A 13,202-nucleotide genomic window follows, 5' to 3' on the forward strand; every position below is an offset into this window, starting at 1 on the left:
TCAGGCCCCCTTCGCGGCGTGCTTGATCGCCGCGCGCACGCGGTGATAGGTTCCGCAGCGGCAGATGTTGCCCGCCATCGCGGCGTCGATGTCGGCGTCGCTCGGATTGGGATTGCGCGCGAGCAGCGACGCCGCCGACATCACCTGCCCCGACTGACAGTAGCCGCATTGCACGACGTCGAGCTCACGCCAGGCCTGCTGCACTTTCTGGCCCGTGGGCGTGGCGCCGAGCGCTTCGATCGTGACGATCTTGCGGTCGCCGACCGCCGCCGCCGGGAACACGCACGAGCGCACCGCGACGCCATCGAGATGCACGGTGCATGCGCCGCATTGCGCGATGCCGCAGCCGAACTTGGTGCCGGTCAGCCCGACGAGATCACGCAGCACCCACAGCAGGGGCATGTCGGGCGGGGCATCGACGGTATGGGTTTCGCCGTTGATATTGAGCGTTGTCATGAGCGGCTCCGGGTGGGGACGTTGTTGTGGTCACGCGGTTTAGATCGCGACACCGCACCAGACCGCGGACATGCACCGGTTTTGTTCGGCGTGTCGCGCTAATAAGCCATGAAATGCGGCCTGTGAGCGAGCGGGTGTCGCAAGAAAACCGGCCGATTGTAGTCGTGTCGAAAGAAGTTCGCTTTGGCGGTGTCAGGCGGCACATCGCATGCTGTGCGCGGTGGATCGCATGTGTGGGCTGGAGCGATGCGTTACCATCGACGGATCGATCCGTTAGCGTGATCGCGCGACCCGCTGCATCGCACTGCGTGGTGTTGCGACGCACGATTCCGTCGAATCACCTCAGCCGCTGGAGCCGCCGATGAACGACCCGCAATGCACTCAATTCCTCACGGACATTCGCCGACCATTGCTTGCGCTGCACAAGGCGATTCTCGATCACGAACGCGCCGCGTACGAAAAGGAGTTCGGCCCGGTAACGCCGGCGGCATTCCTGCAGGTGCTGATCAACGGCTCGGGGTTTCGTTGGCTGACGCCGCTGTCGACGGTGATCGCGAGCGTCGACGAAGTTCTCGACGACGCGGAAGCCGAGGCCGGCGACCGTCTCGCGACCGCCGAGGCCGTGGTCGGACTGTTCTCGCCCGATCAACCGCACAATCACTTCCTGCCGCGTTATCTGCCGCTCTTGCAGGCCGATCCCGCGATCCTGCATTACCACGGTGAGGTATCGCGGCTGCTGCGCGGAGGGCAAACGACGTAACGGCGATTCGCACCAGGCACGGCGGCGGCGCGTGCGCTGCCTGCCGGCTCCTGCATTGCCTCACCGTTCATAAACGGCTGCGGGTCGTGGCCGCATGGTTGATCGTCGGTATTCTTGCGCAGATCGAGCGGAATGCTCTGACGTGAAGGTACTTTTGCAACGATTCGTCGACCGCCGGAATGCGCGGTCGATCAAATTACCTGGTTTAGCTGAATAAATTCAAGGTGAGCTTTTCCGGGAACGTGGAAGCTCAGCCGCGCCCCTGCGGCAGATAAGGCAGCGGATCGACCGGCTTGCCGTCGCGCCGCACTTCGAACCCCACCGACACACGCGAGTTGTTCTCGTCGCCCATCTCCGCGATCTGCTGTCCCTTGCGGACAATGTCGCCCATCTTGACCATCAGCTTGCGGTTGTGCGAATACGCGGTCAGAAAATCCTTGTTGTGCTGGACGATGATCAGACTGCCGTAGCTGTTCAGTCCGGTGCCCGCGTACATCACCTTGCCGTCGGCGGCGGCTCGCACTGGATCGCCCGCGTTGCCGCCGATTTCGATGCCGCGTGTTTCGCCGGGCTGGAACGCTTCGACGACGCCGCCCGCGGCAGGCCATGCGAGCGTCACGCTGCTCGCGTGCCGGCGGGTTTCCTGCGTGACTTCGCGCACTGCGGTGGCATCCGCAGCCGGCGCGGCGGACTGTGTCGAAGCTTGCGCAGACGTTTGCGCTGTCGCTTGTGACGCACGCTGCGCCGCGGATTGCGCCGCCGCCTTCGCGGCGGCCGCCGCATTGGCCGCCTTCACCGCGCGCACCGTTTCCGGCGACGCAACGTGCAGCACCTGCCCCGGCTTCAGCCGCGCCGACGCCTTCAACCCGTTCCATGCCTGCAACTGCTTGACGCTGATGTGATGATGCTGCGCAACCCGCGCGAGCGTGTCGCCGCGCCTGACCCGATACACGAGCGGCGGCGATTTTTTCAGCGGCGCGTTATCGCTGGCGTCGATCGACAGCGGCGCGGCTCCCGCCGGGTCGCCGGACGCCGCTCCCGTCGCATTCGCCGCCGGCACGCCGGACGCCGCGTTGGCGCTGGTTGCCGCACCGTTCTGCGCATTGGGCTGCCCGACGTTCGCACAACCGCTGACGGCCAGCGCGACCCACGCGCCAGCGAGACTTGCCAATAACGTTCTGTCGAAACGCTTTCTCATCCTGTTCGACTCCTGCTCTATGAATGCGCAAGCCGGATAGCCCGATGCCGCGGACGAGGTGCGCGATCTTCGGCCGCGCGGCCTTCCCGACGGCACGGCGAAGCCGCCTCGTATGGCGCTCATTTCCTGCCTGCTTGCCGATTGAATTTCTCGCGGAATTCTAAAGTGTCGTTTAACAAAAACGCCCTGCCCCACACACTCTGATACAGACGTTACGAGCCGTATTTCCGCGTTACGACCGCACGTGTATTGGGACGCCAACGACGCACACATCACCGCTTCGCCGCGGCGCGTTCAGACTTGTTGACATTCGACATATCGGCAGGCGCGAGGGGAACTTGAATAGCCATGCGTCGCGTCGGAGGGCGCAAAAAAGGCCAGCCTTCGAAATCCGAAGGCTGGCCGATCTGTGTTTGAAGGGCAGCGAACTAGAACTTATGCCGGATCGCCGCGCGCACGACGACCTGCTTCGACGTCGACGACGGCGACTGCGTGCCGGGGATGAATGCGAAATCGAGGATCGATAGCGTGGAATCGCCGGTGACCTGTTGATAGGCGCCCTGCAGATAGAGGTCGGTGCGCTTGGACAGGTTGTAGTCGGCCATCAGGCCGAACGTATGGATGCGCGGCTTCACGCCGCCGTTCGATGCGTCGTAGGTTTCCATCGTGTACACGTACTGCGCGCCGACGAACAGCACCGGCGAAATCTGATATTTGCCGTTGATCTCGAAGTTCTGATACTTGAGCGAATTCAGCAGCACGCCCGGCGGTGTGACGGGCACGAGCGGCACCAGCGGCTCGATGCCGAGATAGCCGTTTGCGGTCGGCTCCAGGTAGTTCGAGTTGCTATAGACGAAGCCCGCCGTCGCCGGTCCGAACGTATAGGTGATGCCGCCGCCGAACACGCGCAGGCGCGTCGCGACGAAGCCGGCGTCGTTCGCGGTGATCGCCCCGTTCGAGCCGTTGCCCGGATTGTCGGCCTGCAGATAGGCGGCCGCGACCAGCAGCCCGCCGTACGTGTACTGGCCGCCGAAGCTGTAGGCGCGATTGTTGGCGAAGTTCGTGTCGTTGCTGAAGCTGTAGGTGCCGCCGAACTGGAAGCCCGAGATCGACGGGGTCGTGTACTTGACGGTGTTGTCGAGGCGGAACGTGTTGTCGGTGTTGTCGTTGTCGTACGGATGCGAGAACAGCTCGCCGCCCCAGTTGCCGTTGGCCGTGGTCTGCGCGAGATAATCGACGACCGAGTCGTATTGCCGGCCGAACGTCAGCGTGCCGTACGCCTCTGAACTGAGTCCGACGAAAGCCTGCCTGCCGAACAGGCGGCCGCCCTGCCCGAGCCGCCCGGAATTCAGATCGAAACCATTCTCGAGCTGGAAGATCGCCTTCAGGCCGCCGCCGAGATCTTCGGAGCCCTTCAGGCCCCAGCGGCTTCCCTGCGCAAGACCGCTGGCGAGTTCATAAACATGGCCGTGGCCGACATTGTTCGTGTAGTTGATGCCTTCGTCGATCACGCCGTACAGCGTGACGCTAGTCTGCGCGGCGGCAGGCGCGGCAAGAACGGCAGACGCAGCAATGGAGACAGCCAGCGCGAACACTTGCTTGTTCATGATGATCTCCCTGCACCGCGAGTGATAGGACAACTCGATCCGGCCGCTTTGTTCTCTTTGCTCTTTATTCTCGTCACTTTTCCAGCAGTTCTGAAGACTGCTCCAATGGCTGCGCTTTTCCGGAAATCCTCACATGACATCGTCCGGGCGTCCATGAGTGGATGCGCCAAGCATCGAGAATGTTGCTAATTCTCCACTGCGTGTTGCTGCCTCTTTTTTCGTAACGGCGCTTCAGGTAAACAGCAGCCGCTGCTGCCCGTCTCGCTGCGTCATTGTCATGAAAAGAAATATAATCCTGCGCCTTGCTGCGATGCAACGGAACTCGGCGTCACAGCGAAGGTCATCTTCACAGCCCGCTGACACGGCCGCCTTGCGATACCGGTCGAGCGTGGCGAGATGGGCCGCAGGCGACGCCAGCACGGATCACCTCACCGCCGCAGCACCCAATCCCATATTAAAAAGCCTTGTGAGACGCCCGCCGCGCTGGATCAGCGCGCCGTCGCACGGGGCTGCTTTTGACGCAAACAATGGCCAAGTCATCTTCCCGCCTGATCGAGCTCGACTTTTTCCGCGGACTGGTTCTGCTGATCATCGTCGTCGATCACATCGGCGGCAGCATTCTGTCGCGCGTGACGCTGCACGCGTACGCGCTGTGCGATGCCGCCGAAGTATTCGTGTTCCTCGGCGGCTTCGCGACCGCCACCGCCTATGCGACGCTCGCCGAGCGGCGCAATGAGACGATCGCGCGCGGCCGCTTCCTGCGCCGCTCGTTCGAGATCTATCGCGCGTTTCTCGTCACCGCCGGGCTGATGTTGCTGGTCAGCGCGGTGCTAACCGCATTCAGCATCGACGGGCCGAATCTCGCCACGACCGATCTCGACGACCTGATCGACACGCCGCTTGCCGCGCTGCGCGACATCGTGCTGCTACGCCGCCAGCCGTACCTCGCGTCCGTGCTGCCGATGTACGCGTTCTTCGCGCTGCTGGTGCCCGCGATCCTGCCGCTCGCGCGCAGCAAGCCTTGGCTGCTGGTCGCCGGCAGCGTCGCGCTGTGGGCCGGCGCACCGGCGGTCAGCCAGTACCTTCCCGCCGCGCCCGACATGCACTGGGACTTCAACCCGTTCGCGTGGCAACTGATGTTCGTGCTCGGCGTGCTCGCGCGCTGCCAGCCGGTGTATCAGCGCACCAGCGCGCATCGATCCGGATGGCTCGTCAGCGTGCTGGCGTTCGTGGTGGTCGTGGGCGCCGCGTACTACAAGCTCGTTCTGCTGCATGCGCCACTTGCCGCGAGCCTCAAGCAGAACCTGTCCTACCTGCGCGCTGGGAACTTCCTCGCGATCGCGTGGCTCGTCGCCAATCTGGTCGAGCTCGGCTGGGCGAAGAAGGTCGCGCGGCGGCTGCCGTGGGTCGGCGCGATCGGGCGTCAGGGTTTGCTGTGCTTCATTGCCGGCGCGGTGATTTCGCTGGTGATCGACTCGGTGCTCTACGCGGCGACCGATGGTTACCTGAACTATCCGCTCGGACTGCTCGCCGATGCGGCCGCGGTCGGCGCGCTGTTTGCCGTCGCGTTGGCCGTGGAACCGCTGAAGCGGGTCGTCGGGCGGCTCGTGGACGGGCGGCTGCGGACGTCGGGCTGAAGAACTTTTCGGCAACGTTTCGAGCGCCCTTCGAGCGCGTCCCTGACGCGTCGCGATTTTCGGGGCACTTGACGTCCCCTTGGCGCCCGAAGAACTTTGCGCGCATAAAGCGCCGTCCTTCTCTGCGCCACTTTCCATCTCAAATCTGGCGCCAATGCTGATAGCATGACGGCCGCGCGCGAGTCCCGCGCCCGCCGTCCTTCCCTACTGACATGCGTCGATTCCTCAGTTTCGCCCTCGCACTGCTTGCCTGCGCCGTCGGCGCGCCCGCATTCGCGAGCACGGTCGCGAGCCGCAGCTTCCATTCCGATGCGCTCGGCCGCGACTGGAACTACACGATCTACCTGCCGGGCGGCTATCGCGCGGACGGTCCGCGCCTGCCGGTGCTCTACCTGCTGCACGGCAATAACGGCGACGCCAACGACTGGCTCACGCAAGGTCATTTGCAGAACGCCGCGGACACGCTGATCGAGCGCAAGGAGATTGCCCCGGTCGTCATCGTGATGCCCCAAGGCGGCACGGACTGGTACGTCGACCGCAAGGAAAAGATGGAGAGCGCGTTCTTCGACGATCTGCTGCCCGAGATCGAAACGCACTACGCGGTCGCGACGCAGCGCGGAGGCCGGATGATCGGCGGTGTGTCGATGGGCGGCTTCGGCGCGCTGCGCTACGCGCTGACGCAGCCCGAGATGTTTTGCGGCGCGCTGCTGCTCAGTCCGGCGATCTACGCGAACGAGCCGCCGCGCGCGTCGGCGGCGCGGCGGGTCGGCGTGTTCGGCGAGCGCCAGTTCGATCCGCGCGTGTGGCACGAGCTCAACTATCCGGCGCAGTGGGACCGCTACATGAGCCAGGCGTATCGCCTACCGATGTTCATCGCATCCGGCGACGACGACCTCGACATCCAGGCCGACGCCTCGCTGCTGTACACGCATCTGCGGCTCGCGGGCAATCCGGCGGCGCTGCGCATCATCGACGGCGGCCACACGTGGGACGTGTGGAGCGCGCTGTTGCCCGCCGCGCTCAAATACACGCTCGGCTGCGTGAAGCCGCCGGCGCAGGAGCATCCGTCGAATCAGCGCCCTTGAGTCGGCGCGGCACGCGAGGCGCACGGCCGCCCAGCCCCGCGGCCCTCGACGCCCGCGCTACTCCACGAGATCGGTCCACAGCACCATCAGCACCGTCATCAACGCGGGGCCGATGAAAATCCCTAGCAGCCCGAACGTCTCCGCGCCGCCGAGAATGCCGAACAGCACGAGCAGAAACGGCAGGCGCGTCGAGTTGCCGATCAGCACCGGCCGCACGAAGTGCTCGGCGACGAACACGACGACCGCGCCGAATACCAGCAGCCCGGCCGCCGCGACCATCGAGCCCTGCACGAGCAGCCACAGTGCCGCGAGACCGAACACGATCGGCGCGCAGAACGGCAGCATCGCGGCGATCGCCGTGACGAAGCCGAGCAGCGCCGCATGCGGCAGCCCGGTCACGAAGTAGGCGACGCCAAGCAACAGGCCTTCGCCGACGCCGACCACGATCAACCCTGACACAGTGCCGCGCACCGCGGTACCCATATGCGCGACGAGGTCCGCGCCGCTATCGCCGAAACCGCGTCGCGCGGCCTTCAGCAGCGAGCCGGACAGCCGCGGCCCCGCCTGAAAAATCACGAACAGCGTGACCAGCATGAACGCGAACACCATTGCCGCATGCGCGGCGCGCGCGCCGAAATGCCGGCCGAGCGTCATCACCGTATTGCTGTGCAAGCCTTTCATCGCGGCCGAGTCGCGCAGCGGCTGAGCAAGATTGGCCTGCCACCAGGAAGTGATCTGCTGCACGCCGAAAGGCAGACGGTTGATGAAGTCCGGCAGCGCGATGCCGTTCTCCTGCACGCTGCGGAACCAGTCGTTCAGATCGTGCGCCTCGCGCAGCGCCTGGGCGATGCCGAGCCCGACCGGCAGCAGCACGAGCACGGCGATCACCAGCGTGAAGACCGTCGCGAGCAAGGTCGCGCGCCCCTTGAACCAGTGGCTGCCCGCCACCTTGTGCAGCAGCGGCCACAGCGCGATCGCGACGACCCCGGCCCACGCCACCACCACGATGAAATCGCGCACCACCCACAATGCGAGCAGCGCGAGACCGATATAGAGCACGATCGATGCGGCCTTCTGCTTTTTCAGGCGCTCGGCGGCGACGGACGACGCTTCGGGAGAGTTGGGAGGGGCTGGAGGGCGTGGAATCATGTGAACTCTTGTGTTTTTGAACGGTGTGCGCGCGAGCCGACCTGAAAAATTCAAACCCGCTACACTGACGGCTCAGTTCGCCGCCCGACATTCGACATCTTAAAGGAAGCGTTGCCGCCTCTTTCCCGGCCGCCCTCCCCGTCGCGCCACAGGCAACACAGCGTTGCAAAAATATGCCTTATTAAAAAATCACATAAAAAATGCTTGCAACGCCTGTCATTTCGGCGAATCGCTAATGTCAAGTCTGATTATTGCTAATTCCGGAACGGTGTTTCAACGGTGACACAATAGCTATCCGGCGCGCGCGGGACTACATTCGGCACTCCACAACACGGAGCCGATGATGACCCTGGAGTCCATCCCCCTCGACGGTAGCAATGGCGTACGCATCGAAATTCTCGAGAGCTCCGACACGACGCTGGTGATCCGCTGGGTCGAGCCGGGCCGCTGCCACTACGGTGAGCAGCGCTGGCGCCGTCGCTCGGCGCATTCTTCCGGCACCTGCGCGGTGTCGCGCCGCAAGATCCGTCGCGGTGACCCGGTGTTCAAGCCGGCCGAGCGCCCGGCGCCGTCGAATGCGTCCGCCATGATCTGCGCGGAAATCCTCGAACCGCTGCTTGAAGCGGCCTGACGCACGGAACGTTCCCGAGTCCCGCGCACTAAGCGCGGTTTTCAACCCGTTGTTCCGGGGGCGATCTCCCTACTGCCCACGTGCCCTTAGCGAGCGCGTGCCCGGCGGCCGCGGCATCGCACGATGCGGCGCCGCGCCGGCCCCGCTGCCGGTTGCCGCCCCGCGCCTCGTGCGTTAAGGTGGACTCGTTGCGCCCGCCCGACCGCCGGCTCGCTATCCGGTGCCGGCCGCGCGCCTTCCACCACCGCGCCGCGCCCGCCGCGACGCCGTTTGAGGGCCGATCATGGCAGAAGACACGCCGCAAACCCGCGCGGCCAACGCCGCTTCCACGCCTCCCGCCTCCTCCGCTCCTCCCGCTTTGCTAATCCCGCCGCAGCAGTTCTCTCTCGACGTGCTGCTCGAAAAGTATGCGAAAGGCGACGAGCAATCGGCCGACGATGTATATCGCCGCGTCGCGCGCGGCGTCGCCGAGGCCGAGCAGCCCGAGATGCGCGCGTCGGTCGAGGAACAGTTCGTCGACAACATGCGCCACGGCGCGCTCGGCGCGGGCCGCATCATGAGCGCGGCGGGCAGCGGCATCGCCGCGACGCTGATCAACTGCTTCGTGCAGCCGGTTGGCGATTCGATCCAGGGCGTCGATGAACAGGGCTTGCCCGGCATCTACGTGGCGCTGCTGCAGGCGGCCGAAACGATGCGGCGCGGCGGCGGCGTCGGCTACAACTTCTCCGCGATCCGGCCGAAGGGCGCGCGCGTTCACACCACGAGTTCGGCCGCCTCGGGTCCGTGCAGCTACATGGACGTGTTCGACGCGTCGTGCCGTACCGTCGAAAGCGCGGGCTCGCGGCGCGGCGCGCAGATGGCGGTGCTCGACTGCGACCACCCCGACCTGCTCGAATTCATCGAGGCCAAGCATTCGAAGGGACGCTGGAACAACTTCAACGTGTCGGTCAGCGTCACCGACGAGTTCATGCGCGCGGTCGAAAACGACGAGCCGTGGCAACTGGTCCATCGCGCCGAGCCGTCGCCGGCGCTGCGCGCGGCCGGCGACGTGCGGCAGCGCGAAGACGGCCTGTGGGTCTACAGCGAACACCCGGCGCGCGCGATCTGGGACCGCATCATGCGCTCGACGTACGACGTCGCCGAGCCCGGCATCGTGTTCATCTCGCGGATGAACGAGGACAACAATCTGCGCGCCGTCGAAACGATCCGCGCCACCAATCCGTGCGGCGAGCAGCCGCTGCCCGCGTACGGCTGCTGCAATCTGGGGCCGCTCAATCTGACGCGCTTCGTCGTCGATCCGTTTGCGCAGTTGCAGGGCCGCCAGCCGTCGTTCGACTGGGACGGCCTCGCGCGGCGCACCCGCACGCAGGTGCGTTTTCTCGACGACGTGCTCGACGTCACGCTGTGGCCGCTGCCGCAGCAATACGACGAATCGCGCGCGAAGCGGCGCATCGGCGTCGGCTTCACCGGCCTCGGCGATACGCTCGTGATGATGGGCCTGCGCTACAACTCGCAGGAAGGCCGCGATTTCGCGGTGCGCATCGCGCGGCTGATGCGTGACGAGGCGTATCGCGCATCGGTCGAACTCGCGAAGGAGCGCGGCGCGTTCGAGCTGTTCGACGCCGCGCGCTATCTGGAAGCCGGCACGTTCGCGTCGCGCCTGCCCGATGACATTCAGCAGGCGATCCGCCGCGACGGCATTCGCAACAGCCACCTGCTGTCGATCGCGCCGACCGGCACCGTGAGCCTCGCGTTCGCCGACAACGCGTCGAACGGCATCGAGCCGGCGTTCTCGTGGACTTATACGCGCGTGAAAGTGATGGCCGACGGCGGCCGCGAATCGTTCGACGTCGAGGACTACGCGTACCGGCTCTATCGCGAGCTCGGCGGCGACGTGAGCCGGCTACCCGACTATTTCGTCAGCGCGCTGCAGATGTCGGCGCGCGACCATCTCGACATGATGGCGGCGGTCCAGCCATACGTCGACACGTCGATCTCGAAGACCGTCAACGTGCCAGCCGACTATCCGTTCGACGCGTTCGAAAGCCTCTACTTCGATGCATGGAAAAGCGGGCTGAAGGGCCTTGCCACCTATCGCCCCAACGACACGCTCGGCGCGGTGCTGAGCGTGACGCCCGCGCAGGCCGACGACACGCTCGCCGAGATGGACCAGGACCCGCTGCGTATCGCGATCGATCATCGGCCCAGAGGCGAGTTGCCGGCGATCATCGAGAAGGTCGAGTATCTGACCCAGGCGGGCAAGAAGTCGCTGTATGTCGCGGCGTCCTTCATCGAGGTGACGGGGCGGCTCGGCGGCGAGGACGTGACGATCGAGCGGCCGATCGAGTTCTTCATTCCGACCGGTCAGCGCGACGAGTCGCAGCAGTGGATCACCGCGACGATGCGTTCGCTGTCGCTGGCCGCGCGCGGCGGCTTCGTTGCGCGCAATCTGCAGGATATGCGCAAGGTGTCATGGGATCGCGGACAGGTGCGGCTTGGCGACGTGCAGCGTCTCGACGGTCATCGCGCGCCGCGCTGGCACGATTCCGAAGTGGCGGCGCTCGCGTTCGCGATCCAGCAAATCCTGTATCGACGCGGCTTTCTCGACGCCGAGGGCAATCAGGTCGCGTCGCGGATGCTCGCGCGTTTGCCGCGCGGGCACATGAAAACCGACATGGCGCTGTCCGCCGATTTCGGCATCCGTCCGAATCCAGCGGATAGCGGCGACACCTTGCTGCAGCCGAACGGCACGCAAGGACTGCACACGATGCTCGGACGCAAATGCGCTTCGTGCGGCGCGAATGCGGTGATTCGCAAGGACGGCTGCGATTTTTGTACTGCGTGTGGGGAGGTGGGGGCGTGCGGGTAGTGTGAGGCGACGAGCGCGCTGGCACCCAGGCCGAACGCGCTCGTTGAAGGCTATGCCTCACCCCACCCTCGCGTAGTAAAGATTCTGCGGATGCTTCGCCTCCGCGAAGAAAAACCAGCGCTCCGCCACGAGCCCCGCATACTGCACGAGACAAGCCGCGGCCAGCAAGCCGAACGACCCGCCAGGCGAACGCAGCCCCGCGCCCAGCACGATCAACACGACCGGCACGACGAACGCACCCACGAGAAAGCCCCATTTGACGCCACGCAACGTCCGCGCCGATTTGCCGTGAAAGAACTCGCGCAAATTGAACGCACCGGCGGTGAAGCCTCGTGACACCTGCACGAGCTTCGGATTGCGGATGCCCGTTGCGCTCTGCACCGTCGATTTCGGCCGCAAGCGCGCATTGCGCATGAGCGACGCGTAGCGGCTCGCGCAACCGGCGAGCGTCAGCAGGCACGCGCAGACCGCCAGTCCCGCCGTCAGCGCGGGCGCGAACCATGCGCTCAGTGCGGTCGCGAGCGTCAAGCCCGATGCGCAGCCGAGCAGCACGAAGTTCACCAGCGTCAGCGGCGTCGCCCACTCCTGCAGAAAGCGCAGGCACGCATAGATCATCGCGGAGCAGACGAACAGCGCGGCGCTCGCGAGCACACCGAGCCAGCCGAGCGCGAGCGACCACGGCGAGCCGAGCCAGTGCGCGACGCCATACAGGAACGCGCACGCCAGAAACGCCGGCAGGCACAGGCATTCGCGCGACAGCCACGAGGTGCGCCACATCGCGATCGCGCGCCACGCGCGTTCCGGATGGCCCAGATGGAAGAACGACGCGATCAGACCAAGACCGCCCAGCAGCACCGCGAGCGCTGCGCCGCTCACGTAGAACGCGGTGGCGGCGGGTTGCGCAACGACGCCCAGGCACGCCGCACTCTCGACGCCGACGAGCGCGATCAACAGCCCCTGCGCCGCGCCGCTCAGCGTGGTCAGGAAGACTACGGAAAAAGCCGGATTCATCGTATGGCCTCGTTGTCGTTCAAATGCGCTTCGCGATCGACGCGAGATGCACTTCGCCATGCGCGAGCTGCCCCTCGAGCTGCGAGTCGGGCGAGCCCGGCGTGTGCGTGGCATCGCCGGTGGTCGTTCCTGACGATTTGCACGAGCACCCGTCGCCGCCGCAACTCGCGGACGTGATCGGCACGCGCGGCAAATAGTGATTCGCGGGGCGCGTGCCCCACTCCGGCATCAACTGATAGCCGCCGCGCTCGCGGATCGCTTGCGACACCACCGACTCCGGATCGTGGATATCGCCGAACAGCCGCGCGGATGTCGGACATGCGAGCACGCAGGCCGGCTTGCGATCGCGCTCGGACAGATGCTCGTCATGAATGCGATCGACGCACAGCGTGCACTTGGTCATCTCCTTGCGCGCTTCGTCGAGTTCGCGCGCGCCGTACGGGCACGCCCACGCGCAATACTTGCAGCCGATGCAGCGATCGAAATCGACCAGCACGAGACCGTCTTCCTTGCGCTTGTAGCTCGCGCCCGTGGGACACACCGGCACGCACGGCGGGTCCTCGCAATGCAGGCACGACTTCGGGAAATGGATCATCTCCGTATCGGGGAAACTGCCCGCTTCGAAACTCTGCACGCGGTTGAAGAACGTGCCGGACGGGTCCGCGTCGTACGGATTGAAATCGGCGAGGCTGCCCGATTCGCCTGACGTGTTCCACTCCTTGCAGCTCGTCACGCACGCCTGGCATCCCACGCATACGTTCAGATCGATCACCAGCGCCATCTGGGTCATTGCAAGCTC

General features: G+C 65.4%; 12 protein-coding genes. 5 read left to right on the forward strand and 7 right to left on the reverse strand.

What is annotated here, in order from left to right:
- Positions 1 to 456: a (2Fe-2S)-binding protein gene (locus tag OKW26_RS12870; RefSeq protein ID WP_018420878.1), complete on the reverse strand. Its 456-nt coding sequence runs from the start codon at positions 454 to 456 to the stop codon at positions 1 to 3.
- Positions 457 to 817: 361 nt separating this feature from the next.
- On the opposite strand from OKW26_RS12870, the gene OKW26_RS12875 reads away from it, so the two are divergent.
- On the forward strand, positions 818 to 1,216 hold the full coding sequence (locus tag OKW26_RS12875) for a hypothetical protein (protein WP_184034018.1): 399 nt from the start codon (positions 818 to 820) through the stop codon (positions 1,214 to 1,216).
- Positions 1,217 to 1,466: 250 nt separating this feature from the next.
- Here OKW26_RS12875 and OKW26_RS12880 read toward each other — a convergent pair whose 3' ends face one another.
- The 3 genes from OKW26_RS12880 to OKW26_RS12890 all read right to left on the reverse strand — a co-directional run bounded on the left by OKW26_RS12880 (position 1,467) and on the right by OKW26_RS12890 (position 4,337).
- Entirely contained in the window at positions 1,467 to 2,414 is a 948-nt protein-coding gene (locus OKW26_RS12880) for a peptidoglycan DD-metalloendopeptidase family protein (RefSeq protein WP_429353842.1), read from the reverse strand.
- Between the two features lie 428 nt (positions 2,415 to 2,842).
- Positions 2,843 to 4,021 (reverse strand): porin, encoded by a 1,179-nt coding sequence (locus tag OKW26_RS12885; protein ID WP_184067193.1) that lies wholly within the window; start codon positions 4,019 to 4,021, stop codon positions 2,843 to 2,845.
- 73 nt (positions 4,022 to 4,094) lie between these two features.
- A complete protein-coding gene (locus OKW26_RS12890) occupies positions 4,095 to 4,337 on the reverse strand; it encodes a hypothetical protein (RefSeq protein ID WP_143037192.1) in 243 nt (80 codons plus the stop codon).
- 211 nt (positions 4,338 to 4,548) lie between these two features.
- Here OKW26_RS12890 and OKW26_RS12895 point away from each other — a divergent pair, with 211 nt between their 5' ends.
- Positions 4,549 to 5,658 carry an OpgC domain-containing protein gene (locus OKW26_RS12895; RefSeq protein WP_429353843.1) on the forward strand — a complete coding sequence of 370 codons (1,110 nt, stop codon included), beginning with the start codon at positions 4,549 to 4,551 and terminating at the stop codon, positions 5,656 to 5,658.
- A gap of 212 nt (positions 5,659 to 5,870) precedes the next feature.
- Entirely contained in the window at positions 5,871 to 6,743 is an 873-nt protein-coding gene (locus OKW26_RS12900) for an alpha/beta hydrolase (protein WP_429353844.1), read from the forward strand.
- Between the two features lie 57 nt (positions 6,744 to 6,800).
- Here OKW26_RS12900 and OKW26_RS12905 read toward each other — a convergent pair whose 3' ends face one another.
- Entirely contained in the window at positions 6,801 to 7,892 is a 1,092-nt protein-coding gene (locus OKW26_RS12905; protein ID WP_429353845.1) for an AI-2E family transporter, read from the reverse strand.
- Between the two features lie 343 nt (positions 7,893 to 8,235).
- On the opposite strand from OKW26_RS12905, the gene OKW26_RS12910 reads away from it, so the two are divergent.
- Both OKW26_RS12910 and OKW26_RS12915 read left to right on the forward strand, forming a co-directional pair.
- The gene (locus OKW26_RS12910) at positions 8,236 to 8,523 is read left to right on the forward strand and encodes a DUF3331 domain-containing protein (RefSeq protein ID WP_013091570.1); all 288 of its coding nucleotides are present in this window, start codon (positions 8,236 to 8,238) and stop codon (positions 8,521 to 8,523) included.
- Positions 8,524 to 8,806: 283 nt separating this feature from the next.
- Positions 8,807 to 11,392, forward strand: coding sequence for an adenosylcobalamin-dependent ribonucleoside-diphosphate reductase (locus OKW26_RS12915; protein WP_429353846.1), 2,586 nt, complete (start codon positions 8,807 to 8,809; stop codon positions 11,390 to 11,392).
- 57 nt (positions 11,393 to 11,449) lie between these two features.
- Here OKW26_RS12915 and OKW26_RS12920 read toward each other — a convergent pair whose 3' ends face one another.
- Together OKW26_RS12920 and OKW26_RS12925 are read right to left on the reverse strand one after the other, a co-directional pair.
- Positions 11,450 to 12,403 (reverse strand): dimethyl sulfoxide reductase anchor subunit family protein, encoded by a 954-nt coding sequence (locus OKW26_RS12920; RefSeq protein ID WP_184067176.1) that lies wholly within the window; start codon positions 12,401 to 12,403, stop codon positions 11,450 to 11,452.
- Between the two features lie 19 nt (positions 12,404 to 12,422).
- Entirely contained in the window at positions 12,423 to 13,193 is a 771-nt protein-coding gene (locus OKW26_RS12925; protein ID WP_429353847.1) for a 4Fe-4S dicluster domain-containing protein, read from the reverse strand.
- Positions 13,194 to 13,202: the final 9 nt, after the last annotated feature.

The organism is Paraburkholderia sp. 32 (genome assembly GCF_050435345.1).
Taxonomy (GTDB): Bacteria; Pseudomonadota; Gammaproteobacteria; order Burkholderiales; family Burkholderiaceae; genus Paraburkholderia; species Paraburkholderia tuberum.